The organism is Microbulbifer mixtoriginis (SeqCode) (genome assembly GCF_052466715.1).
The window spans coordinates 473,266-496,800 of sequence record NZ_CP174288.1; the positions used below are offsets into that span (position 1 = coordinate 473,266).

At 50.0% G+C, this 23,535-nt stretch carries 20 protein-coding genes; 7 read left to right on the forward strand and 13 right to left on the reverse strand.

What is annotated here, in order from left to right; genetic code table 11:
• Positions 1-45 precede the first annotated feature (45 nt).
• Positions 46-1,524, reverse strand: coding sequence for a DUF7133 domain-containing protein (locus ACJJH9_RS02250; RefSeq protein ID WP_444882780.1), 1,479 nt, complete (start codon positions 1,522-1,524; stop codon positions 46-48).
• Between the two features lie 801 nt (positions 1,525-2,325).
• Here ACJJH9_RS02250 and ACJJH9_RS02255 point away from each other — a divergent pair.
• Positions 2,326-2,895 carry an HNH endonuclease gene (locus tag ACJJH9_RS02255; protein WP_444882779.1) on the forward strand — a complete coding sequence of 190 codons (570 nt, stop codon included), beginning with the start codon at positions 2,326-2,328 and terminating at the stop codon, positions 2,893-2,895.
• Positions 2,896-2,980: 85 nt separating this feature from the next.
• Here the strand turns inward: ACJJH9_RS02255 and ACJJH9_RS02260 are convergent, their stop codons facing one another.
• The 6 genes from ACJJH9_RS02260 to ACJJH9_RS02285 form a co-directional block, all read right to left on the reverse strand.
• Entirely contained in the window at positions 2,981-3,985 is a 1,005-nt protein-coding gene (locus ACJJH9_RS02260; RefSeq protein WP_444924153.1) for a D-alanine--D-alanine ligase, read from the reverse strand.
• A gap of 4 nt (positions 3,986-3,989) precedes the next feature.
• Positions 3,990-4,901 (reverse strand): penicillin-insensitive murein endopeptidase, encoded by a 912-nt coding sequence (gene mepA, locus ACJJH9_RS02265; protein WP_444924154.1) that lies wholly within the window; start codon positions 4,899-4,901, stop codon positions 3,990-3,992.
• Between the two features lie 76 nt (positions 4,902-4,977).
• Positions 4,978-6,051 carry a histidinol-phosphate transaminase gene (gene hisC, locus ACJJH9_RS02270; protein WP_444924155.1) on the reverse strand — a complete coding sequence of 358 codons (1,074 nt, stop codon included), beginning with the start codon at positions 6,049-6,051 and terminating at the stop codon, positions 4,978-4,980.
• Complete coding sequence (locus ACJJH9_RS02275) at positions 6,048-7,085, reverse strand: FHA domain-containing protein (protein ID WP_444924156.1); 1,038 nt, start codon at positions 7,083-7,085, stop codon at positions 6,048-6,050. Before ACJJH9_RS02275 ends, hisC begins: the two co-directional genes overlap by 4 nt.
• Entirely contained in the window at positions 7,076-8,374 is a 1,299-nt protein-coding gene (locus ACJJH9_RS02280) for a S1C family serine protease (RefSeq protein ID WP_444924157.1), read from the reverse strand. The genes ACJJH9_RS02275 and ACJJH9_RS02280 overlap by 10 nt, the downstream gene beginning before the upstream one ends.
• Positions 8,375-8,482: 108 nt before the next feature.
• Positions 8,483-10,264 (reverse strand): trans-sulfuration enzyme family protein, encoded by a 1,782-nt coding sequence (locus ACJJH9_RS02285; RefSeq protein ID WP_444924158.1) that lies wholly within the window; start codon positions 10,262-10,264, stop codon positions 8,483-8,485.
• Positions 10,265-10,798: 534 nt separating this feature from the next.
• Here ACJJH9_RS02285 and ACJJH9_RS02290 point away from each other — a divergent pair.
• Entirely contained in the window at positions 10,799-11,305 is a 507-nt protein-coding gene (locus ACJJH9_RS02290) for a hypothetical protein (RefSeq protein ID WP_444924159.1), read from the forward strand.
• Here the strand turns inward: ACJJH9_RS02290 and ACJJH9_RS02295 are convergent.
• From ACJJH9_RS02295 to ACJJH9_RS02315, 5 genes are all read right to left on the reverse strand, one after another.
• Positions 11,302-13,857, reverse strand: coding sequence for a protein kinase domain-containing protein (locus ACJJH9_RS02295; protein ID WP_444924160.1), 2,556 nt, complete (start codon positions 13,855-13,857; stop codon positions 11,302-11,304). The genes ACJJH9_RS02290 and ACJJH9_RS02295 overlap by 4 nt on opposite strands.
• 364 nt (positions 13,858-14,221) lie before the next feature.
• Positions 14,222-15,196 carry an FHA domain-containing protein gene (locus ACJJH9_RS02300; protein WP_444924161.1) on the reverse strand — a complete coding sequence of 325 codons (975 nt, stop codon included), beginning with the start codon at positions 15,194-15,196 and terminating at the stop codon, positions 14,222-14,224.
• A gap of 635 nt (positions 15,197-15,831) precedes the next feature.
• Positions 15,832-16,398 carry a YceI family protein gene (locus tag ACJJH9_RS02305; RefSeq protein ID WP_252083326.1) on the reverse strand — a complete coding sequence of 189 codons (567 nt, stop codon included), beginning with the start codon at positions 16,396-16,398 and terminating at the stop codon, positions 15,832-15,834.
• Positions 16,395-17,006 carry a cytochrome b gene (locus ACJJH9_RS02310; RefSeq protein ID WP_444882769.1) on the reverse strand — a complete coding sequence of 204 codons (612 nt, stop codon included), beginning with the start codon at positions 17,004-17,006 and terminating at the stop codon, positions 16,395-16,397. The genes ACJJH9_RS02305 and ACJJH9_RS02310 overlap by 4 nt, the downstream gene beginning before the upstream one ends.
• 272 nt (positions 17,007-17,278) lie before the next feature.
• Complete coding sequence (locus tag ACJJH9_RS02315) at positions 17,279-17,944, reverse strand: hypothetical protein (protein ID WP_252083324.1); 666 nt, start codon at positions 17,942-17,944, stop codon at positions 17,279-17,281.
• 364 nt (positions 17,945-18,308) lie between these two features.
• On the opposite strand from ACJJH9_RS02315, the gene ACJJH9_RS02320 reads away from it, so the two are divergent.
• Entirely contained in the window at positions 18,309-19,817 is a 1,509-nt protein-coding gene (locus ACJJH9_RS02320; protein ID WP_444924162.1) for a dipeptidase, read from the forward strand.
• Between the two features lie 122 nt (positions 19,818-19,939).
• Positions 19,940-20,845, forward strand: coding sequence for a 1-acylglycerol-3-phosphate O-acyltransferase, YihG family (gene yihG / locus ACJJH9_RS02325; protein WP_444924163.1), 906 nt, complete (start codon positions 19,940-19,942; stop codon positions 20,843-20,845).
• 100 nt (positions 20,846-20,945) lie between these two features.
• Here the strand turns inward: yihG and ACJJH9_RS02330 are convergent, their stop codons facing one another.
• Complete coding sequence (locus ACJJH9_RS02330) at positions 20,946-21,383, reverse strand: host attachment protein (RefSeq protein ID WP_252083321.1); 438 nt, start codon at positions 21,381-21,383, stop codon at positions 20,946-20,948.
• 377 nt (positions 21,384-21,760) lie between these two features.
• On the opposite strand from ACJJH9_RS02330, the gene ACJJH9_RS02335 reads away from it, so the two are divergent.
• The 3 genes from ACJJH9_RS02335 to ACJJH9_RS02345 all read left to right on the forward strand — a co-directional run bounded on the left by ACJJH9_RS02335 (position 21,761) and on the right by ACJJH9_RS02345 (position 23,413).
• A complete protein-coding gene (locus ACJJH9_RS02335; protein ID WP_444924164.1) occupies positions 21,761-22,189 on the forward strand; it encodes an Hsp20/alpha crystallin family protein in 429 nt (142 codons plus the stop codon).
• A 65-nt stretch (positions 22,190-22,254) separates the two neighbouring features.
• Positions 22,255-22,671, forward strand: a complete 417-nt coding sequence (locus ACJJH9_RS02340) for a CBS domain-containing protein (RefSeq protein ID WP_252083319.1) — start codon at positions 22,255-22,257, stop codon at positions 22,669-22,671.
• Positions 22,672-22,837: 166 nt separating this feature from the next.
• Positions 22,838-23,413, forward strand: a complete 576-nt coding sequence (locus ACJJH9_RS02345) for a PhnA domain-containing protein (protein WP_444882765.1) — start codon at positions 22,838-22,840, stop codon at positions 23,411-23,413.
• Positions 23,414-23,535 lie beyond the last annotated feature (122 nt).

Sequence of the window (23,535 nt, forward strand, 5' to 3'; positions counted from 1 at the left end):
GGCGCGGCAGGGGTCAATTGGCACGGAGTAAGGGGTAAGAGGGAGTTATTGCAAAGCCTCCCTTGAAAGCAGGTAGTGGGCCAATGCTTTTTTCTGCTCCTCGGTGAAATCATATCTGGGCATCGGGGGGGTTGGCGTATCAAAATAGTCCGCCAGGCTTTGCACGGTGTACTTTTTGTTGAGCCCTGCTAATGGTACCTGTTGCTGGTGGCACTGCGCACAATTGTGGCTCAGGTATAGCGCTCTTCCCTCGCGCGCGGCGGTGGCATCGGTTGGTGGTGGTTTTTTGGGCACCCTAGGTGTGGTAGGTGTTCTCTCCGCGGATAACTTTACTTTTTGTGGGGTAGCGGTGGGTGAGAGACGATAGATGGCCCCCGCGTAATCGTCTGATATATAAATATTGCCCTTGCCATCTTCGGCAATTGCCACTGGCCTGCCAGAAACCTCCTTGCGGTTGTTGCTGAGGAAGCCCCAGAGGAAATCCCGCTGGGTGATTTTCCCGCCTTCATCCCAGTGTAGAGATACCACTTTGTAACCATCTTTCACGCTTCTGTTCCAGGAACCGTGCAGTGCTACTAAGGCAGCGCCGCGATAACCTGTCGGTTGTTCCGGACTTCGCAGGAAGCGGATGCCTAGAGGGGCATTATGTGCGGCGAACTCGTGTACAGGGGGGAGGGAAGCGGCAATCATTTCTTTGATGGTGGGGTCTTCATCGTCGATAAAGTCCGGGTCCGGTACCCGGTCACCATAGGCGTAGGGCCAGCCGTAGAATTTGTCGGCTTGGATAAGGTTGAGTTCATCGGGTGGCAGGTTGTCACCCAGCCAGTCGCGACCATTATCTGTGGCATAGAGGCCGCCATCTTTGGGTGACCAGTCAAACCCCACACTATTGCGCAGGCCGGTGGCGAATATTTTGAGGTCACTGCCATCGGGACGCAGGCGCATAATACTGGCGCGTCGACGATCTTTTTCTACACAGACGTTACAGCTGGAACCACTACTGAGGTATAGCCAGCCATCCGGTCCCTTTTCAAGGGTTTTGGTCCAATGGCCGCTGTCTGCCAAGCCTTCGACGATTCTCTGGTAACGCCCTGCCAGGCGGGCATCGGAGTGATCAAAGGGCACTCTGCCTACAGCATCGCTTTCCGCTATATATAGCCAGTTCTCATGCAGTAGAAGCCCGTGTGGGCGGTTTAAGTCTCCAATTAATATGCGCTGGCTGTCGGCGCGTCCATCACCGTTACGATCGGGGGTTAACAGGGAAACCTGTCCCTTCTTGGGTTGGGATACGAGGATATCCCCCGAACGGGTTATTGCCAGCCAGCGAGCATTGGGCACATTATCTGTAAATAGTTGTAGTTGATAGCCAGTGGCGGCTGTTAAATTTTGAGTGACCTCCTGCTCGCTGGTTTTCGCGCCTCCAATGATTTGGCGCCAGGGAACGCTAATACCCGAAGAGACTGCTGTGAAGGCGCTTGAAACAACGGCGCTGAAGATAAGCAAAAAAATTAGCGTATATTTCAACGTCTTTTTCCCTGTTTCGATTGAACTTGAAATAAAGGTGTTTATAGTGGCCGCGCTCATGCACTGAGCTCCGTTTTAGCACAGTGTACTCATCGAGTCTCCCTCTCATTTATTAAAGAAATATTTCACCTTGTGAGATATGTCTTACATAAAATTCAGCAGATTACCCCTACTCTTTTTTCGCCTGATGTCCATAATTAACTGGCAGGGACGCAAAAGGGACTGCAACTCTGCGGCAAAGGATAAAAGGAATGCGCCGCTCGCCCTAAGGATATGGGCACCATCCTGTGAGACGCACCGCCCGGGCCGGATTGCCTGGGCGGTGTTTTACATGCTCGAAGACTTTATATTTGTTCAAATAACTTTTAATAGTAATTCTTTACTTAATCTTCATCCTCTCTAATCGTTAATTATTCACGGTCGGTACTTTTTGTAAGCCAGGTCTGCTTCTATCTGGAATTTGTAATATTTATCCGCTTTAATGATGAGAGGTCGGCCATTATTGCTCGGGCCGGTGGAGGATGGCGCATTCAGCAATCAATCATTAGCAGTGCCCGTTTACGCTCTGGCATTCTCTCACTGCCGGGCTCTTGTCCTCTCGCCATTGAAATCATCAGCGGGTTATCGCCCTTATCACTTTAACGCCTTATCCAAACTGGACTCTCAAGTTCAGGCTTATTTGTCTATCTCTTTCTTCCAGGCAGCATGTCAAATCAGATACTTGAGTGCCGGAAAAGCATCCGCTTGGTTAACTGTAGTAGTAGGCCGGGTTCTTCTGTCTAACTGCGGGGAGGCGAAGTCATGCAAGCACGCATTTTGCGCCTGAATTTGGCGGGACAGCCATTGGACTGGCTCACTTGGCAGGAGGCTTCCTGTTTATACGTCCGGGATCTGGTTACCTGGTCTTTGGGGGGCATAGTACAGAGGGTAAGGGGCGGGTTTAATCGAAATGGAGAGCGTTCGGCCCTGGATCTGGCATCAATTATCGCCTGTGGCGGTGCTCGAATGGCGCGGCCACGCAACCGTCCGCCGCTTACAAACCGCGCACTTTTTTTTCGTGATGTGCACACCTGCCTCTACTGCGGGAGTATTTTTAAGTCAGCTGAGCTAACTCGAGATCATGTTATCCCAGTGTCGAAGGGAGGGATGGACTCTTGGGAAAATGTGGTCACAGCCTGTCGCCGCTGTAATCAGCATAAGGGCAATTTTTTACTTGAAGATATTGATATGGAATTACTGGCTCTGCCCTTTTGTCCCAATGCTGCAGAATACCTGGCTTTGATTAATAGTGAACGGATCCGCGGAGATCAGATGGAATTTCTGCGCAGTCAATTTTCCCGTAGACGACAACAGGACTGGTTGTTGCACTAGTTGTGTTTTGTTTACTGACATTAAAAAAAGGGGCTATAGCCCCTTTTTTTAATGTCACTTTTTTGAGTGGAGTTCAAGGTAGTATTTATTTAACCGATTGTTTTACCGCGGAACGAATTTGACCCGTCAGATATTCAGTAAAATCATGGCCATGGTTTTGCATCATTTTGGGGAACATAGAGTTGGGGGTCATTCCGGGGAAAGTATTGACTTCATTTAGGTAGAGCTCCCCTTCGTCTGTTAGGAAAAAATCGATGCGAGAGAGATCTTTGAGCTTTAGGGCCTTAAAAGTACGTATCGAGACTTCCTGAATCCAAGCCAATTGCTCTTCGCTCAGACCTTCGGCTTTAATAAACGTCTCGGCGCGACTGCCTGCGGCATATTTTTCCTTGTAGGTATAAAAAGTATCCGCTGGCGCGCGGACCTCACCGGGATGAGTGGCTATGAGCTCTTCGCCATAAGTGTAAACTGCCACCTCGAGTTCGCGGGCATTGAGGGCTTTTTCTACCAATACATAGGATGAGAGGGTAAAAGCTTCTGCGATTGCATCTTCCAAATCTTCCTTGTGGCTGATTTTAAAGCAGCCCACCGAGGAACCCTGGTTTGAAGCTTTGATAAAGACCGCTTCCCACTCTTCCAGTGCGGCGTGGGCCTTGCCCAACTCTTCAGCCTCCAGGCTGTGTAGAAACAGATAGGGGGTGTTATCGATCCCTAGCGCGCTCAGCCACATTTTCGTTTTAATCTTGTTAAAACAAATTTTGCTCGCCTCCGGTGCTGAACCGAAATAGGGGATGCCGAACATCTCGAGCTGGGATTGAAGGTCACCAGTTTCTCCTGGGTAACCGTGAATTGCTGGGATGACGTAATCGACATCCCAGGCATTGCCGGCTTCATCGCGAATCTTGCCATCGTAAAAGATATGATAGACGCGACCTTCTTTATCAGTCAGGCAGCCGCTAGCATCCATCTCAACTCGCATCAGGGCGATATCTTCAGATTCGGCCAATTGTCCTTCAATAAAATCTGCGGTGCGCAAGGACACTTCGTGCTCGCTGCTGCCACCGCCGCAGATAAGCAAGGTGTTGATCATAAAGTTATTCCATCGTGGTGCCAGCTGGAGGTGCCAGTAAAACCTGCTGGCACTGCTGCGGCATCGTCTTGGGTTTGGGTTTTGTCGGCTGGGCCTTAGTGCCGTTCAGTATTGCGTAGAATTCTTCGCTGAACCACCAGTCCAGGTCATTCCCGCAGGGTGTGGTGCGCACTGGAGCCTGAGGCTTGCAGTCACTGCTGCCGGCCGGGCAGGCAAGCCGCACATGAAAGTGGTAATTGTGTCCCCACCAGGGGCGTACTTTGCGCAGCCATTCATTGTCGGTGCCCGAAATTTCACATAAGTGACGCTTGATGGTGGGATGGACAAAAACCCGCTCTACCCGCTGATCCTCTGCGGCCATACGCAGGATCTTGGGGACTCGTTCGTCCCAATTTTCTTTGACCAAGCGATGTTCGCGGGTATCCGCCAGAGGGATAGCGGAGATATTATCGCGCTCCCACTCTGTCAGTGCCCGCTCTACGGCGCGCTTGTCTTGTGAAAACCAAATATCGACATCAAGGCCGGTCTGATGGCTACTGTGCCCTCCACTGCCAAAGGGACCACCTCGCGCCATGGACATATCGCCGATCTGAATTCTGCCGAGATTATTCCGTGCAACACTCCGGGAAAAGTCCTTGAGGAAGGCGATGGTGTCCGGATGGGCGAAGTGGCGATCGCGGCCGGTGCGCACCAGTTGATAGCCCTCGCCACGTAGAGGCAGGGTTTCTCCTCCCGCGAGACAGCCATTGGTATAGGTGCCTATGCTGGCTGGGTTCTGTGCGCTGGGGCTCTCACTCTCCTCCCAGGGGTTGGCCTGGGCCTGATGATAGCTCAGGGTGGCAGCGGCTAGAGCCAGAGAGCAGGTGAAGAGCTTGGTATTGGCGAACAGTTTGGGGCGATTAAATAAGAGAGACATAAATCCCTAGTTACCGATAAGTCTGGTGGTCGGGTTGCGCTGGGCGCGGACCCGACGAGTATAGACTGACAGTTTACTAGCTCTGTGACGCAAGTATCTCTTTACAGTTCCCTATCAGTTGGTCCATTTCCTGATCTGTGCCAATAGAGATACGCAGGTATTCACTGATGCGGGGCTTATTGAAGTATCTCACCAGAATCCCCAGTTCGCGCAGTGCCAGGTAGAGGGCCTCGGCACCAGGGGCAGGGGGCTTCGCCAGGATGAAATTCGCTTTGGAAGGTATAACTTCAAACCCCAGTTCAAGCAGTGCCTCTTCTGTGCGAGAGCGTGTGGCGACAACCTTGCTGCAGTTGTTTTCATGCCAGGCCCTATCGCGGATGGCTGCAGTAGCCACTTCCTGTGCGATGGCATCGATAGGATAAGAATTGAAAGAGTTCTTGGCGCGCAGCAGCCCCTCAATCAGGTGTTCCTGCCCCATAGCAAAGCCGAGGCGCAGACCTGCCAGAGCATAAGACTTAGAGAGGGTGTGAATGACCAGCAGATTGGGGTATTGCTCGATCAATTGGGTGGCGCTTTCCCCCCCAAAATCGATGTAGGCTTCATCAATGATCACCACTCGCTCTGGTTGTAGCTGCAGTAGTGCTTCAATTCTATCGAGTGATAAGTAGCGTCCTGTCGGGGCGTTGGGATTGGGGATAATAATTCCAGCGGCAGTACCCGAGAAATCCTCCACATTGAGACTAAAGTCTTCTGAGAGGAGAATACTGCGGGACTCTATGTCGAAAAGCTGGCAGTACACCGGGTAGAAGCTGTAGGTGATATCGGGAAACAGTAAGGGTTCGTTGCGGCGGAAAAAGCTATAAAAACTCAGCGCCAGGACCTCATCAGAACCATTACCGACGAAAACCTGCCTGTCATTCAGTCCATATCGCGTGGCAATGGCTGCGCGCAACTCACAGGACTCTGGGTCGGGATAGCGACGCAGGGCGTCGGCAAAATCTTTCTGTGCCAATAGTGCCAGTGCTCGGGGCGAAGCGGGGTAGGGGTTCTCGTTGGTGTTCAGTTTAATCAGAGTTGTACCGCTGGGCTGCTCACCGGGAGTGTAAGGTTCCAACTGTTCCAGGCCGGGGCTCCAAAACGCTGTATTCACTGCTCTACCTCTACGTTCTCGTTTTCTGCGGGAGAGTTCTCCTTGCTCTCATTTTCCGGCTCTTCTTTTTTGATAGGAATATCAAATAGTGCGGCCGAACCGGTGATAAATTCCTGCATGGGCACCGGTTTACGGAACAGCATATTATCGTATTTGAGCTCAGTGGAGAGCGCCGGTGTTTCTCGGAAGTCATCGATCGAGCTGATCGTTTCTACCAGACTGAGACCTAAAAAGCCGAGCGGCAATACTAGTGCTACAGCCCAGCGCCAGGCGCGCCCTAGGTTGGTGGCCAGATAACAAGCGCACCAGAGCATAGTGGGCAAAATGACAGCGAGTACCAGGAAGTCCAGAACCTCCATGGTATCCCCTATGGCGAAGTTGTAATTCAGTATACTGCCGAACCACTCCCAGACGGCGTAAGTGAGTACGCCCATAGCGGCGATGGAAAGGTGGGCAAAAAAGTGTGTTTCGTGGCGGACCACCCTGCCTACAAAAGCCCAGGCACCCGCATAAATCACCAAGCCGATCACCGCACTCACTAAGATGTTGACGGCGATGGTCCACTGATAAGTGCGCGCGTAGCCTAGGTAGCTAAGTAGTACCGTGGACAGAGCTACGGCGAGTACCAGGAGGGTAGCGTACAGAGGGTTGGATAGGCTGGCAAATAGGTTTTCCAGCGAATGCAGAGGGGTAGCCTCGGCAACATCGTCATCGCAATTAAATATTCGTAAGCGTGACTTACCACATTGTATTAGATCCCCAGAGGTAATCTGATGGGAGGAGATCTCCCCCGGCTTAACCGATCGGTCTTTCAGATTTCCCAGTAGCTGGCTACCATTCACCGTATTCAAATCGTGCAGAATATAACTGCCATCTTCTTCCCGGCGAATTTCTGCATGGCGCCCATCTGTGTGGATGTCTTCCAAGATTGCATCGTTGCTATAGGCGCGGCCCAGGGTGAACTTTTCACCTTCCATTCGGTAACGCACCTGCACCCGGTGAGCGCGGTTGAGTTCTTCAATTATCAGTGCCATTGGATTTCGCTCGTGAACTTCTCGGCAAAGGCGTCGGCAGACTCCCGGGTAAAGCCGGATAGAGTAAAGTGGCTGACCAGCGCGCGATTCTTTTGGTCCACGCTGAGGCTCAAGAAAAAGATATCGTACAGATCGGGGAAGTTTTTATAGCGTCTTACACAGTAACTGGTGCGGCTAATTAGCGGTTTTTTACTGCGCTCTGGTTTGGATACGGGGCCATTGCCATTGCGCGGCTGGGAGGTAAAGTTCTGGCGGCAGCGGAAGTTGGTAACATCCTCTTCACTGGCACTGTTGCCAGGATAAAAAGTGCTCATCTGATGCTCGTATTCCGCATAAAAGCGTGCCGGTAGAAGACCTTCAGATTCGAGCCAGAAAAACTCGTACTCCACTCGACCGGTGTTAAAGTCGTCGGAGAGAAAAATCACATCCTGCCCAGTACAACCTTTATCGATGCGTTTAATAGGATTGTCGCTATCTTCCTCACTATTGCCCCAGCACTTGATGGCGGGCACTATTTCCCCAACAACCTTGGCCTCGCCGAGGGAGCGGCGCTGCCAGTCCGCCTCCAGTATGGAGTCGATAATACGCTGTTGATTGTCGAGCAGCTGCTGGTAGGTGACCTTTTGTAGGTCCAGTGCCACATTGCGTTGATGGAAGTGCTTTAACAAGTTGATCAGTTTATCCACCGGAACCAGGAAGCTCACCTGGTTACCGGCAGTTGCCACATTGATCCCCACTACTTGGCCGCGAGTATTAATAGCCGGGCCACCACTCATGCCGGGATTAATAGAACCGGCAAAATGAATACGATCGTAAAAACTGCCTCCGGCGATACCGTTGTAAGTGCCAGGGATCAGGGTCATCCCTAGATCCAGAGGATTACCGAGGGAGACTATGGTTTCGCCTTGCTTTGGGGTTTCGGTGGCGAGTTGCAAGTATTCTTTGCCTGGCTTGTCTTGGCGCAGTAGCGCCAAGTCGTTGACGACATCGATATCCAAGAGCTCCAGGGTGCCCTTGGTGCCATCGGTTGAAAGATATTCCAGTATATATTTATCTGGATCGCTAACTGCTTGCGCGACAACGTGGTAATTGGTGGCGAGTAGACCATCGGCGGAAATCTGGAATCCTGAACCGAGCCCGGCTTTCGAATTAGAAGATTTTTCAATTAAGCGTATTTGATAGAGGCTACCGCGATAGTCGCTGTAAAGCTGCTCATATCCCTGTGCCAGCGCCAGAGTTGAGAGACAGAAGAGCACCCAGGCCAGAAAGTGGGCAGAAAAATTCGGCATTTTGTTTGATTAAATTATGGACAGAAGCGGTGATACTACGGGATATAGGGTAGTGCAACAAGCGGGCCACGGCAGGGGATAATTGCTACGCGCCCGCTTTTCAGGTTTTTACAGGTAGTCGGTGATTTTCGGTTGTGCTTCTACAACTTTTTTATGTGATTCCAGATAGAAGCGGGTGAAGGTAGCATCCGCTTCCTGCGCTGAGATAAAGCCTTCACTAAACCCAGGGCTGACCGGGTCAAGATGTAAGCGCGCACAGCTGATCACATGAGCCGCTAGCTGGGCCATATTTTCATCTCCCACCGATATTCGGATTGTGGTTGCGAATATACCCGCCGCCTCCATGGCCTGAGGAGAAAGTTCGGAGTGAGAAGTGAGCGCGGGGCAAAGTACCATGGTATTGGTCTGCCCCAGGCTTACCATCTGTCCAAATGCGGGCTCCAGCGCATCGAAGAAACTCTTGAAAGCCTCAGTGGGAATCTGTGCCGCTTCCATATCAATACTAAATAATGGGGTTGGCAGCTTATAGCGCATCAAGGCTTTGCGTAGCTTCGCGTTCGGATGGCTTTCCACCGCATGGCTGTTCACACGAATTTTGCTGTGACTGGCGAAGAAATGGCTGAGGCACTGGGTATTGATACACTTGGTCAACATACGCATTTCCAGAGTGCGCATACCACAGTGCACCTCCCAAGCTTTATCTGCATCTAGGAAAGCGCCTTTGATGTAATACACATCCCAGAACATGCACTGATCCCAGTTCAGCCCCTTGGCACTGTCGCCCTTGGGGATAAACATACGGTGGTTTTCCCCAATCACCACGCCAGCGGTTGCGGCACCGGTGCCGCCAATGTCTTTGGTGTAGGAATGTACAACAAAGTCCGGACGCTCCTCGCGATCTTTGCGTCGCAGTGGTTGGTAGAGGAAGGGGGTGGCCAGGGTGGCATCCAGGCTGATCAGAATATTTTCCCGGTGCGCAGCCTTACAGATAGCGGGTACGTCCAACATGATACCGTGGGGGTTGCAGGGTGATTCGATATAGACGTGTAGCTTGGAGCCTTGCTGAAGGGCATCGGCGTAATCGCGCTGTGTGTCGGCCAGTAGTTTTTCGAAGTCTTTACCGCTAGTGCCGTCAAACCAGACCAGCTGGATCGCCAGTTTGTCTGGGCGAGCGTAAAAATCCTGTAAGAGTTGGTGCACGCCGCCATAGATATTGCGCGAGACGATCAAAATATCGTCGCGACGCAGTTGATTGGAGAGTAGTGCGTCAATGGCGGCCATACCGGAATTGAAGTTCCAGGCCATATACTCATTGGCTGCCGGTCCGCACTCCAAATCCACAATGGCGTTGGCCAGGGAGATAGAAGTGGGGTTGAGTAGGCGCGAATAGATATCGTGGCTGGGTTCACGGCCGCGGAAGGCGTCATCTACCCACTCGGTACAGGCATAGATATAAGTGGCGGTGCGTGCAATCACCGGGGTAGCGGAAAAAATTGCCGGGATATTGTCGAACAGTGGGTAGCCGCCGCGGGTGGTGATATTGAAGTCATCCCCCTGCAGGCTCTGGAAGCTGGCGCGCAACGGATTTTGAAGGGTGTCCAATAATTTTGCCAGCTGGAAACTCATAAAGCGTTTGGCATTGAAGTAGGCAATTTTGTCGGACCGATCCAATCGGTTCAGGGTTTCGCTTATCTGGCCCCACAGCTGATTTAAGTTGCCCTGTGCCTGATATAACAGCGCCGCAGTTTGCTCCAGTAAACGCCCGTGCTCCGACTCCCGATCAATACAAAAATGCTGGAGTTGCTCCCGAGCAAGCTCCGCAATATTAGTGGCCTCAGTGCTGTTGCGTCGGGGAGAGAGAATTTTTACATCTTCGAGATTCGCTTCCATCGTATCCTCATCAGGTGATGCTTTTTGTTATTAGATGACTCTAACAGCCTAAGAGAAAGGATAAAATACTTGGCGTGTAATTCCTTGTAATTGGCCGTGATAGACCTGTAATTCCCGAGTTCGTAAAGTAGCTACCAGTTGAGGGGGTACGGGAGATTGTGAAAGCGGTTCCCTGCCACGGATGGGCAGCCCCCACAACATTTCGGATGGATTTAGTATTCTCGCACTGTCGGAGGTGCGAGAAGTGGGAAGAATCAGCGCAAGCTGAGCGGACAAGCTGGAACCGACGGGTGCAGAGTCTTAGTCGGACCTTGTGGATGAGCTTGCCCGAGGCACGGATGCCAAATTTTGCTCTTGATAGTGTTGTTGTAACCGTCGATGGTTGGGACCATCATTCCGGGCCGGCAGTGGCTATACTGCCGGCTTTTTTTCAGAGCGGAACTGGTTATCATGACGCAGTCACGGACGTATTTTACACGAATAAAAACGTCTTAGGATGACACCAAATAACAAATACTTACAAGGGGATGAACGATGAGCACTTGTGCCGATTTACCCGTGCTGGAGTGTGAGGTACCTAAAGAAGGCTTGAAGCTGGATTTAGTTTTACGGCCTAGAGAGCAAAAAGGTGGTGAGCCGCAGTACTGGCCTCTGTTTAATGCCGATAACCCAGAAGAGCATTTTGGCAACATGCGCTTTAAGATTCATAAGGGTGGCGTGGTTGTCCTGAAAATTACTCTGGATTTATCAGAGGTGGCTGGGCGCGAGTTAGAATTTGTGCGTTACCAGCAGAACCAAAAGCTGGATGGTATTATTGCGCTGAGCCCGGATTTCCGGCATCAGTTCCGCGCTCGTGCCAAGCAGGTGGATGGGGATTACACCAAATTAATTATTAGAATTAAGGATAAAGAGCAGATTCCGGATCGCTTTAACTTCCTGTGGATGTGTGTTGATCCAGAAACGGGGATGCACTTTGTTTCCGGTGACCCCGAAGCTGGTGTTGACCCCGTTCCTGGAACTGGTGGAGATGAGGAAAACTAGAGGCAGATAGCCATTAGTGTTTTCTCTGGTCCATTGGATTGGGTGCAAAGTTGCTTAAGTGATGGAAGGTTAAACCACTTCGCATCCATTCCCTGGGTGAGCAGTTGCTCAATATGATAATTTGCGGATTGCCACTCTCCGGCGAGGGCATACACCTGGGCCGCGTAGTACTTTATATAAGTGCTATCAGGCGACTCTCTGAGGAGTTCTTTGATTAACCCAATAGAGCTGGCAGTTTCGCCTAAATAGCCAAGTGCCAGAGAGCGGAACTTTTTTGTTCCGAGGTCTGTAGCCTCTGAAGTGAGTTCCAGTACTTTTAAGAAGTGCTCTCTAGCACTTTCTTCGTTTGAGAGCATCAGGTGGGTTTCTGCAATTTGCAAATGCATTTGTACGTTTTTGGGGGAGTCTTCCAGAATCTCTAGATAAACCTCTAATGCCCGTTGATACCTTGATTGGAAAAAAGCAATAGTGCCTAAGTTGCCTTTTGTTCTCCAGCTTCGCTTCTCCTGGGGAATGGTTAGTATGGCCTTTTCGGCGAGATTGAAGTTTCCTTTTTCAAGCTCGATAACCCCTAATAGCGCGTAGGCGGGCCAGTATCTTGATTTTGAAGAGCCTCGGGTCGATCCAGCTAGAACCTCTTCAGCTGCCTTATAATTGCCGGTCGCCATTTGGTTGATAGCAACTAAATGTAGATTATGTGGAGAGGGGTTTAGCCCCGCGGATTGTTGAGCGTACTCTAATCCTTTTACATAATCACCTTGCATATACTGGAAGCGGGAAAACTGCGCGAGTAGATGTGCGGAAGGGTGTCCTTTGTTCTGCAATTTTTTCAGGATGGATTCAAACCCCTCTTTATCTGCTGTAACAGACATCAGGGCCAGCTTCGCCTCAAGAATGGTAGCTTCATAGGGCTTTGACACCTCTGCATTTGCAAGAATTCTGAGGGCTCTGGTAAGAAACTCTCTATTGTTAGTATCGTTATAGTTTGTAAGCGCCATTCGCGCGTATAAGGAATAGAGGTTTATATTTTTGGGGTATTTAATAATTAAATCTTCTACACCCGTCAAATCAAGACCTTTAGCAGAAGCACTAATGCCATACATGGCAAGTGTAGTCAGGTAGAGGTTGTAATCTGCCGGCTCCATCTTGCTGTCAGTTATCGCTCCCTCATGATAAGCATTAGGGAAAAGCTCCTGCAGGCTATTGCCAATCGTATATTGAGCTTCCTGCTGCTTGGAGCTGAGGAATACAAAGCCGGTTTGTTGCTTGACTTGTGAGTCTATGGGGTTGATTCGCTGCAGCTCGATATTGCAGCGAGATTGCATACAATCCAGGCGGGCGCGAAGAGCATCAGTAACCCCTCTGTCCTTCAGTTTTTGTAACTGCTGTTCAAGGCTTGAGCTTTGGGAAGGGTTAAAACTGAACAGTGCGCTGGATTTAAGTTGGGCGGGGGTGTTCATTAATGCTTGACGAACCATTGCCTTGAGCAGGGTTTCCTGGTCTTCACCACCACGCACTTCGCCATTAAACTCTACTGGAAGGATTGCGATATACTGTGGCGGTAGCTGCATAAAAGTGCGCCAACCCCAAAATATGCTCACCCCGAGCAGGGCTATGCCGGTTAATGCGGCGGTAATACGCCCCCGCCTTCTACGTGGCTTAATTAATAGCTGGGTGACAGTTTCCGAATACTGTTGAGTATTTGCATCAATTCCATGCTTTCGCACCAGCTCCAGGGCCTCAAAAACCCTTTCCGCGGACTCAGGTCTCTGTTCTGGGCGCTTGCCCAAAAGTCGGTCTAATAATGCAGCAAGTGGTTTGGGTATCTCTGGCCAGGCCTGTTGCGGTGGAATATGGGGCTTACTGGTAATTTGCTGAGCAAAAGCAAGTGCGCTCTTATCACCGCGCTCAAAGGGTTTGCTTCCGCAAAGTAATTCATAGGCGATACTGCCCAGGCTGAATAAATCACTGCGGGCATCCAGAGTTGTACCCTGTAACTGCTCGGGAGACATGGCCTGTACACTGCCGGCGATATGGTCTTCTCTGGTGAGCTGCTGGTCGCAATCTAGGGCCTTGGCGATGCCAAAGTCGGTGATTTTGGCTACACCATCATTGGTGACCAGGATATTCTCGGGTTTTAAATCCCGGTGGATAATTCCCAGGCAGTGGGCTTTACCCAGCCCTTGGCAGATCTGCATCAGCAAATCGAGTTTCTCAGCTAGCGTGGCGGTACGTTCGCGTATCCACTCTTTGAGAGTAACTCCTTCAACCAGCTCCATAACCAGAGCGATATTGTGGTCTTCCTCCAGAACATCGTACAGACGTACAATGTTGGGGTGGTTTAGCCTGGCTAATAATTGTGCTTCGCTACGGAATCGTGCCTCGGCGGAGTTGCCGGTCATATCAGAGCGCAGTTGTTTGATGGCAACCTTGCGCCCCAGCTTTACATCTTCAGCCAGATAGACAACACCCATACCGCCGGCGCCAAGGGTGCGCTCTACCCTATAGCGACCTTGATATACCTCAGTTTTCTCCAGCGCAACTACGTCCATTGTATTTAGTTCTTTTCGGATGGATAGGGGATTCTACCCGATAGTACATTTTCGTGAAGCTATCTGTCTCCATTTCAGAGGAAATGGTTCACGTTATTCCATTTCTTTTGGATTGCTATCGGTTGCAAAAAGAAACTGCCTAAGGTTTACAAAGTCTTTATTTTAAGAGGAAAAGCGCGGGAGTTTCAGCACGCGAATCTCTAAGGTGGGCTCGCTCTAATGGAAAGTCATATCTGGCAGAAAAGGCTTTACTGTTTATAATAGCAAACAAAGGGGGGCATAGGCTCCGTACCTATAAAGTGATTGTTATAGGCACGGATCGATTCTTTTGAACTACAAATAGCGGTAAGAGCTGAGCCCCAAATTATGCTTCCTGCAGTTCAGTCTTCGCTTCAAGTTGAGTGCCCTTATAGATTTCAAACTGGTTGCAGCCCAGGCGGATCTCCCAGGAACGCCGCTCTACTAAGTTTGAGGTGTCTACGGCATCTGGCAAGGATTCAGAGATCTGCTTGCGTGCGCGGAAAATCTGGGTGTTCAGGTGGTTGACGGTTATGCCCAGTTCGTGAGTGGCTACCTGGATGGAAACCCAGCCTTGGGAGTCTGTATCCATGTCATTTTGCATATCACGGAAGCGTGCTCGAGCCAGGTACAGCAGCAGGTAGTTGTGAATTCGTGCGGGCAGGGACTGCTTCATACCCTCTCGCTGCAGCTGCAGCTGTACATGCTCCTCGTGGGAGCTGACAGAGAAGCGCAGGCCGAAATCTGTAATGGATAACTGCTGTAAAGAGAGTTCTTTGGTTGCGCCTTGGTTGTCGGCGAGAAACAGTTGCCAGCTCTGTAGGCCGCAATCAATACGGTCCCCGTGATTGACCATGCTCCTACTGCCCCCTTCACCGGTACTACCGGTAAACTCGTATTGCCATTGGGCGGTAACGGGGCTGAAATGCAAGCTGGCGAGGGGCTCGCTTTCGTCCGGTAGCAAGTGGTATTGCTCCAGTAACTGGGCTTCACCAGTCTTCAAGTCAATCAACAAGTTTTCTGGGGCATCGAGATTCTCGACAATCCAAGCGGGGTTGTTGACTTGTCCGAAATATATCTTGTCGCCGGTTTGCAGTGGGTAGCTCTTGGCCGGAACCAATTGCTGGCCATTTAGCCAGGTTCCATTGCGGCTAAGATCTCGAATATTCCAATGCGTGCCGGTCCACTGAATGGCCGCGTGAATACCAGAGATTTCGGCACTGGTGATACGGGTATCCACGGCTCCTTGACGGCGGCCGATGGTGTGGTGTGCCATCAGGTATACGGGTTGGTCCCTATCTGGATGTTGTAAGCAAGCCATTATCTTGTCCTTTTTCTCCGGGTTGCGTCGGGCGCTGAGCTAGAGCTGCTTGCCAGAATTGTTGGCAGTTCAATGCTGCAGATGGGATTGCTCACTCGGCAGCAATAAAAAGTAACCTACAAGTGCTATTGTCCAGATTCTTTGAGATTCGCTCTACAAGGCCAAGAGAGTTTGGCTATTTCCCCCTCTAAGGGAGAAGTGGGCGCTCACTAGGGGTCTGGCTGTAAATAAGTTTGAGGTTCTTTATACCTACTGTGGAATGATTGTAATCACTGCTACTACTAATGGTTGCTATTTTCACTGAAAAACTTTGCTGTCGTCAAAAGTAGCGTAATAGTTTGTGCTTACTAATTGTGAACTGGTTAAAATTTTAAGTGCTCGCAGTTTCTTTACTGCCATCTGGGCTAGCTGTCAGATGTCTTTTCTCCAGTATTTAGCTAGAGCTGAGAGATTCTTTAAGTATTATTTTTAGCGAGCTGTAGGTCATTTGGCACTAATCTAATGGATCTGCTAGCGCTTAAAAATGCCATTTTTGCGGCAGTTTCTGCCAAGTGGTGTTAAATGGGTACTTGAGGGATAGGAGCCCGATTTGTTGTAAATCGGGCTGTCAAAGGAATAAGGGTTTCTAAATAGGTTTAGATACGGATGCCTTCAATATCCAGAATCATTTCAACCTTCTGGGAGGCTGGGCCCAGATTGTAGTCGATACCGAAATCCTTCAGATCAAACTCTGCAGTGCCACTGAAGCCCTGACGGTATCCACCCCAGGGGTCCTTACCGCCCCCAATATTGGTAACGTCGATAGTTAGCGGCTTGGTTACCCCACGTAGGGTTAACTCACCTTTCAGCAGTGCCTTTCCGTCTTCTGTTGGTTCAAAGCTGGTGCTTTTGAAGGTTGCTGTGGGGAATTTTTCCGTGTGGAGGAAGTCGGAACCGCGCAGGTGCTTGTCGCGCTCGGCGTGATTACTGTTAAGGCTGGTTACGTCGATATTGACGTTTACAGTAGATTTTTCCGGTGCCTTGTCATCATAAAAGAATGAACCGTTGAAATCGTCAAAGCGTCCATAGAGCCAGCTATATCCCAGGTGTTTAATGCGAAACTGGACGAAGGCATGAGCGCCTTTGGTATCGATTTTATATTCCGCCGCTTGGGCTGTGGTGCCGAGCAGGGCAGCGAAAAGAAGGGCCGTGAGCTTCTTCATAGGGAGATTTCCTTTTTTGTGGTTGTAACTGTGTTTTGCTTATTCAAACGGGTGGGTATGCCTGATAGCCCAAGCATCCTGCGAAGTGTTACGTCCCTGTCGAAAAAATGATGCTTCAATGCCGCCAGGGCGTGAAGGCTGACCAAGATGATCAAGGTCCAAGCCAGAATTTCGTGAAGGCTCCCGGCAATGTCTTCCTGATTGGGAATGCCCTGGATAGTAGCCGCTACGCTAAACCAACCGAATACATCAATGGGGCGTCCATCGGCGGTCGATATCAGGTAACCCGATAGCATAATGGCCAATAGAAGCAGGTAGATGAGGTTGTGTATGCCACTGGCAGTGAGTGCTTGCCATCGAGGCGTTCCTGGGGCAGCCCTGGGGGTGATATTCACTGAACGCCACAGTAAACGAAGCACCAGAGCAATCAAGAGCAAAATTCCTATGCCTTTATGGATGCTGGGGGCCTGCTGATACCAGGGGTCATAATAGGACAGCTGGCGCATCCACCAGCCGAGGACAAAGAGGCCTATGATCGCTGGGGCCATTAGCCAATGCAGCATAATCGCGACCCAGCCGTAGTTATTTTGGTTGTTACGAGCTTGCAAGCTCTTTCTCCAAGTGTGTTTATTGATCGGGTAAATTGATGAGGCTTTAGTATGCTGATTTGATTAGCCTCGAATCCCGCCAGGGTTTTTCTTTCTGCTTGAAGAAAGTCTGGAGAGGCTACATTCGCACTCACCCCGTTAGCGGATTATAACTTGGCGCTAGGGTATCGTTTTTGTTGTCTATGACCAATGGCTGAAGGGAATCTTTGCGAGAGAGATCAATTAGGCTCAGGTGACGAATAAAAGAGACAGAAAGCGCAAAATTTGTGCTGTTAGTGGTGGCGGCTCCGGTTACCCTCACGTTCTGCGGCAAGAAGAATCCGCTCGCAGGCCCCTCTGTCCAGCGCTGTAGATCGCTGTGCCAGCTGCTCAGCCAGCCAGCTGGTGGAGTGATGTTCGCGGTCCAGGGCTAATTGTTCGAGTTGCCAGATCACGTCGAGCATTAACTGCCGCTCCAGCTTGTCTTCAGTTTCCTGGCTGGAGAACAACCGTGGCTCTAGCCTCTCCAAGTCGCTGCGCTTCAATACCAGCTCTGCCAGGCTAGGGTACCAGCGGCCACTGAAGGGCTCAGGGCGTTGATGATAGTCAAACGTGATTCGCAGGCGATTGCCCTCGGCGTCCTCGAGTAGAGGGGTGTCTTGCTCATAAGCGGGTAGGGCGGGGCTGTGTCGCAAGATACCGACAAGGGCCCGCCAGTCACTGCGGTTCTCTGAGCACAGGCGCAGTGGCTCAATCAATTCCCTCTGCCCCTCGCGATTGAGAAAGGTCAGTTTCTGCCCCGGACGATACCAGTAGAGATCGAGGAGCTTTTCCTCGGCTAAATCTGCAAGATGGATGCTGGTTAGGGGTTCCTCCGCTAGGGCGCTCAAGTGGCTGACGGCCTGCTGGACACTCAGCCATTGCTTGCGATGGAAATGTTTGCCATTGGACGTGGTCATGCGCTGCTCCAGCCTCGCGTTAAGCTCCCCAAAATTTTAGCAACCCTGAAAAACCACTAACCACTATAAGTGGCTTATAGGCTTGGCAAGTGATAAGTGAAGTCACATTTGCTGGCTATGATCCAATCGAGCCGTGAATTATCGCCAGATTTATTCAATTGTAGGAATATTAAAGTAGTGCCGATTGAGGAGGTCTGGAACACCTATTACATTGCCAGGGTATTAGTTTAGCAGTGGAGCACTGGTATAAGTTCGGCTCAGGAAACTGTGACTGGAGATTATTAACACAGAGACTGGGATGAATTGGTGGGTCATGCCATTGGCTGGAGATGTACAATGGCACTTTTATTTACCTGGGGTGCTTATGAAGTTACGAAATGCTCTTTTACCGCTGTTTCTCTCTGCAACCCTGTCAGCACCTGTTGTCGCTGGTGTGTCTTCTCAGGCACAGGAGACTTCTGACTATGCAGTTGAAAAATATGAAGAAGCCATGACTGAGACCTTAGCGAGCTTGGTACGCTTTGAAACGGTAGCTCGCGAAGACCTGCCTTTGGAGCGCAACCCTGAGTTTAAAGGCTTCAAGGACACTCTACAGGATAAGGCTCGGGAGCTGGGGCTGGAGTATCAGGATTTCGGCCATGTTGTGGTAATTGCCCTGGGTGAGGGGGCAGAGAAAGTGGGTATTGTTACCCATGGGGATGTCCAGCCAGCCAACCCGGCCAAGTGGCAGAAAAGCCCGTTTATGTTGGATGCGGAAAGTGAGCCAGGCAAGCTGATTGCCCGTGGCAGTGAGGATGATAAAGGTCCGATCGCTACGGCCCTTTATGCTATGAAAGCGATTAAGGATCAGGCGGTGCCCATGAAGCGCAGGGTTGAACTTCTGATCTATTTGGCGGAAGAGTCTGACTGGGAGCCCCTCAAGGAATTCCTGAAAACTTATCCAATCCCTGCCTACAACATCACCATCGACGCTAATTATCCGGTAGTGACTGCCGAGAAGGGCTGGAGTGAGGTGCAAGTCACCACTGCTGGTGTACTGGCAGCGAACTTCGATAAGCCTTATATAAAAAGTTTCTCAGGTGGTTATTTTCGTAGCCAGGTGCCGGATGAGGCGCGTGCTTTGCTGGGAAATGTTAATGCTGAGTTAGTTTCGGCTATCCGCGCTCGCGCCGTTCAGAATAAGCATGTCTCATATGAGTTTAAAAGCGGTAATGGCAGTTTAGAGGTAGTGGCCCGCGGTGTGGCTACCCACAGCTCAGAGCCTGAACATGGGGTAAACGCGATCGCCTATCTTGCGGATGCGCTCAGTGTGTACGATTGGCCCGCCAATGACGCTGGTGCGACGGTGCGCTATCTGAATGACTTGGTGGGCACAGGGGTCCTGGCTGAGAAGTTTGGCAGTATCGCTTATCGCGATGCATTTATGGGTCCAATGACGGCGGCAGTCACAATGGTGAAAGAGACTGAATCTGGACTGATCAGCCACCTCAACCTGCGTCGCCCCACAGGTAAAACAGCCCCGCAGCTAGAAAAGGAGATTGACTCTACCTTGGCCGAGTGGCAGGAACTTTCGGGTATCACATTGGCAGATACAAAAGTGATTTTGGGGAATCCCTACCGAGTCGACGATGCTCCTCATGTGAAACCTTTGCTAGAAGTTTTTCGTCATTTCACCGGTATGGAAAAGGCTGAGCCGGTCGCGATTGGTGGTTCCACCAATGCCAAGCTATTACCTAATGCTGTGAGCTTTGGGCCCTCTATGCCTGGAGTTGCTTATTCCGGGCATTCGGAACATGAATTTATTACCGTTGAACAGTTTCGGCTGAACCTAAAAATGTATACGGCGATGATGATTGAGGTGGCTAACCTCTAGACTGGTGAATCTGCGAGTTGTTGAATAAGAATAAGAATGTGGGCGCCAGAGTTTACTATGTAAAAACGGTTTTCTCTGGCGTCCGTTAGGAATCTCTTTTACCACTATTTTAGAAGCATAAGATGTTAAATTTTCTTCCCTCGGCAGTGTTGTTGATATTGGCTTCGGTATTGCTGGTCATCAGCACAATCCTTTGCTTTATTCCCATTTTGTTTTTTGTAGTAGTGCGATTGATTTTTCCATTTTCAGCGCTGCGCAAAATCTACACATCCATTTTTATGTCGATTGCTGAAGCCTGGATTACCATGAATAAAGGCTGGATGAAACTTACGCAAAAGACAGAGTGGGATGTGAAAATTGGAGGAGAGCTGAAAAAAGATGGCTGGTATCTGGTAACCTCCAATCACCAGAGTTGGGTGGACATCTTTGTACTACAGTCAATTTTTAACCGAAAAATCCCTTTCCTGAAATTTTTTATCAAGCAGGAGCTTATCAAGGTTCCTGTAATGGGGATCTGTTGGTGGGCTCTGGATTTTCCATTTATGAAGCGTTATAGCAAGGCATATTTGGAGAAGCATCCGGAAATGCGCGGCAAAGATCTGGAATCAACCAAAAAGGCTTGTGAGCGCTTTAAATTAATTCCCACCAGTATTATGAATTTCCTTGAAGGTACGCGTTTTACTCAGGAAAAGCATGATAGGCAGGGTTCCCCTTTTAACTATTTGCTCAAGCCCAAGTCTGGTGGTATTGCTTTTGCCATGCAAAGTATGGGGGAGCAACTTAACCGCCTGTTAAATGTAACCATTGTCTACCCAGATGGTATCCCATCATTTGCGGATTTCCTTGGGGGAAAAGTGAAGCGCGTAGTCGTTCGGGTGGAGCAGATTCGTATACCAGATAAATTTTTCACGGCTGATTATATGAATGACCAGGTATTTCGTGCTGAATTTAATCATTGGGTGTATAAACTTTGGCAGGATAAGGATCAGTTGATTGGAAATTTATTGAGAGATACTAAAGGGACTTAACGGGCGCAGGCTATTTTTATGGCGAATGCTGCTTAAGAAGGCTTGAGGGGCTGTTTTTTCAGCCCCGCCTTCCCAACAGATTTCCTCAATGAGGAATCAATCAAAGCCAGATGGGTAGCTGAGCACGAATTTCATCTGGCTGGCTGTCGACCAGATTTTTACCGGTCTCTCCGGCAACGGTGGCACGAGTAGGCGTTTTCAATGCATCGCGCAAGCTCCCCACCATATAGGGTTCAGCCACAATATATAACTTTTCAAAGCGGCCTTCTTGGCGCCCACGCTCCAGTGTATGGGCAATTTTTCTGGCAAAATCTTCACCACTGCGGCGGTGTAGATTTGCAAAATTTCCCATCGCATGGCGGCCCTGGCCGTAGCTGTCGAAGCTGCGTCCAGGTGCATCGCTATCTATTTCGCGTCCTGATAGTCGGGATTCTGGATGGAGTAGGGCTTGAATTTCATGGAGGTTGCCGGCGCGTTTTTGTGCTTCAAATATTCTGGCTTGCGATTGGTTGGCCACAAGAACCCATGCTAAAGCCATGAGCGTATCCTCATTCTTTTACTCTCTCTTATCCTAGTTAATTTCAGCGCCATCCACTATCTGTCTGGATTTAATTGGGTAACTATCTGATTTTTTTCACTTTCCAGAATATTGGAGAGTTAATTGTAGATAGAGGAGTGGGATTTGCCTGCGATGCTTTTCGGTTCATTTCTTAGCGCTTTATAGTTTTTCTAAATAGATGAAATCTAAATATTCACAGTTGTCTTTATGCCTTTTGTGATGGTTATTGCAGGCACATATTCCTACCGAATGGCGTGAGATTACCTAGAATGAAACCAAGATGTGAGAGGCGCAAGCCGGATCCATGGGTCTAGCTTGCGCCTCTTGCGACATAGCGGTAGATGGAGGTTGTAAGTATGAGTCTGATACCCAGAGGTTCTCTGCTGGATCTGGATAATATGTTTGAGCAGATGTTGTCACCTGGCCGCGCTATCGGCAGTGAAAGGGAGGGATTTTTCTCGCCACGTATCGACGTGAGTGAACGGAAAAACAAATATGAAATCAGTGCCGAACTGCCAGGTGTTGGTAAGAATGATATCAATATCACTTTGGAGAATGGAGTTTTAACCCTAGAGGCGGAAGTACATCGCGAGATCAAGGAAGAAAAAGATGGCCGGATTCTGCGACAAGAGCGCCGTTATGGCAAATTCCTGCGTAGTTTTAATCTGGGGGAGGATGTTCGAGAAGATGAAATTGATGCGAATTTCAAAGATGGCATTCTGACTCTGACTGTCCCCAAACACGAGGGACATCCGCCACAGAGAAAGCGTATCGAAGTGCACTGATTTTTTCATGCGACGGGCTTCCGTCGCTTTAAAAGTATGTTTTCAGTATTAGTTGAGGTAAAGAAATGAAAGTGAAACAGGCAATGCACCAGGGTGTGACCTGGTGTACACCAGATACCTCTCTACAGGAATTGGCAAAAATCCTGCGGGACGAGGATATCGGAGCGGTTCCCATCGGTGAAAACGATCGATTAGTGGGTATGGTAACCGACCGAGATATCGTATGTCGCGGTGTTGTGCAGGGAGGCAATCTTTCTTCCCTAACTGCCCGTGATGTAATGACTGAGGGCATTGAATGGTGCTGGGAAGAGGATGACCTTCTCTCCGCGGTACACAAAATGGAACAGCAGCTGCTACGGCGAATGCCAGTTCTAAATAGTGAGAAGCGCATGGTCGGCATTCTCAGTCTCGGCGATATCACTTCAGCCATTGCCAGTAAGCAGGGTGGTCACTTCGCCTCTGCGGTTTCGGCTCACCACTAGTTTCCGTAGCCCCATTATGGGGCTTAACTTATTTTTCTGGGCCCTGTGAGGAGAATTCTCCGATGGGGCCCAGTCTTATTTTACTTTCTTATTGATTCATAGGTTCTGGTAGGGTTGCACGAATTAGCGAGTGAGGGCGTATACTCCGCACTTTTTGAGGTAATCCATGGCGGTCAGTCAGGAACAGCTGCTTCAGCGCAGTGGTGGTCAGTGCGAACTCTGCAAAGCTCAGGATAATTTGGAAGCTTATGAACTGCCGGAGTCCCCTGTCGGGACGGAGGGCCATTTACTCCTGTGCCAGACCTGCCGCGATCAGCTGAACAATCCAGCCGAACTCGACAGCGCTCATTGGCAGTGTTTATCTGACAGCATGTGGAGCCAAGAGCCGGCGGTGCAAGTTTTGGCCTGGCGGCTTCTCAAGCGCCTGTCTACGGAAACCTGGGCGCAGGATTTACTAGACATGCTTTACCTGGATGACGATCTTCTTAACTGGGCTCAAGCCGGTGCACTACCTCAAGCGGGCGACATTCTTGTTCACCGCGACAGCAACGGCGTGCAGCTACAGGCAGGTGATAGTGTGACCATTATCAAGGACTTGGATGTAAAAGGGGCCAGTTTGGTGGCCAAGCGCGGTACTGCAGTTCGTGGTATCAGTTTAACGGATAACCCAGAACACATTGAAGGGCGTGTCGAGGGGCAGCGTATCGTTATCCTGACTAAGTTCGTCAAGAAAATTGGTTGAAACTCTATTGATTGCCAGCTTTAGATACAGGACTAGTTTGCGAAGGGAAGGGTGGTTTCCTATCACATTTCAGTCTTGTGAAGATTACTGGAATAAATTTGCCCTGTTATCATCCCTGGGAT

What these genes read in the sequence shown, in the direction of transcription:
- yihG (WP_444924163.1), top strand. Translation starts at nt 19,940, where the DNA reads ATGTTAAATTTTCTTCCCTCGGCAGTGTTGTTGATATTGGCTTCGGTA.
- ACJJH9_RS02300 (WP_444924161.1), bottom strand. Translation starts at nt 15,196, where the DNA reads ATGGCTTGCTTACAACATCCAGATAGGGACCAACCCGTATACCTGATG.
- ACJJH9_RS02280 (WP_444924157.1), bottom strand. Translation starts at nt 8,374, where the DNA reads ATGCCGAATTTTTCTGCCCACTTTCTGGCCTGGGTGCTCTTCTGTCTC.
- ACJJH9_RS02340 (WP_252083319.1), top strand. Translation starts at nt 22,255, where the DNA reads ATGAAAGTGAAACAGGCAATGCACCAGGGTGTGACCTGGTGTACACCA.
- ACJJH9_RS02275 (WP_444924156.1), bottom strand. Translation starts at nt 7,085, where the DNA reads ATGGCACTGATAATTGAAGAACTCAACCGCGCTCACCGGGTGCAGGTG.
- mepA (WP_444924154.1), bottom strand. Translation starts at nt 4,901, where the DNA reads ATGTCTCTCTTATTTAATCGCCCCAAACTGTTCGCCAATACCAAGCTC.
- ACJJH9_RS02330 (WP_252083321.1), bottom strand. Translation starts at nt 21,383, where the DNA reads ATGGCTTTAGCATGGGTTCTTGTGGCCAACCAATCGCAAGCCAGAATA.
- ACJJH9_RS02295 (WP_444924160.1), bottom strand. Translation starts at nt 13,857, where the DNA reads ATGGACGTAGTTGCGCTGGAGAAAACTGAGGTATATCAAGGTCGCTAT.
- ACJJH9_RS02320 (WP_444924162.1), top strand. Translation starts at nt 18,309, where the DNA reads ATGAAGTTACGAAATGCTCTTTTACCGCTGTTTCTCTCTGCAACCCTG.
- ACJJH9_RS02305 (WP_252083326.1), bottom strand. Translation starts at nt 16,398, where the DNA reads ATGAAGAAGCTCACGGCCCTTCTTTTCGCTGCCCTGCTCGGCACCACA.
- ACJJH9_RS02345 (WP_444882765.1), top strand. Translation starts at nt 22,838, where the DNA reads ATGGCGGTCAGTCAGGAACAGCTGCTTCAGCGCAGTGGTGGTCAGTGC.
- ACJJH9_RS02285 (WP_444924158.1), bottom strand. Translation starts at nt 10,264, where the DNA reads ATGGAAGCGAATCTCGAAGATGTAAAAATTCTCTCTCCCCGACGCAAC.
- ACJJH9_RS02290 (WP_444924159.1), top strand. Translation starts at nt 10,799, where the DNA reads ATGAGCACTTGTGCCGATTTACCCGTGCTGGAGTGTGAGGTACCTAAA.
- ACJJH9_RS02315 (WP_252083324.1), bottom strand. Translation starts at nt 17,944, where the DNA reads ATGACCACGTCCAATGGCAAACATTTCCATCGCAAGCAATGGCTGAGT.
- ACJJH9_RS02255 (WP_444882779.1), top strand. Translation starts at nt 2,326, where the DNA reads ATGCAAGCACGCATTTTGCGCCTGAATTTGGCGGGACAGCCATTGGAC.
- ACJJH9_RS02260 (WP_444924153.1), bottom strand. Translation starts at nt 3,985, where the DNA reads ATGATCAACACCTTGCTTATCTGCGGCGGTGGCAGCAGCGAGCACGAA.
- ACJJH9_RS02335 (WP_444924164.1), top strand. Translation starts at nt 21,761, where the DNA reads ATGAGTCTGATACCCAGAGGTTCTCTGCTGGATCTGGATAATATGTTT.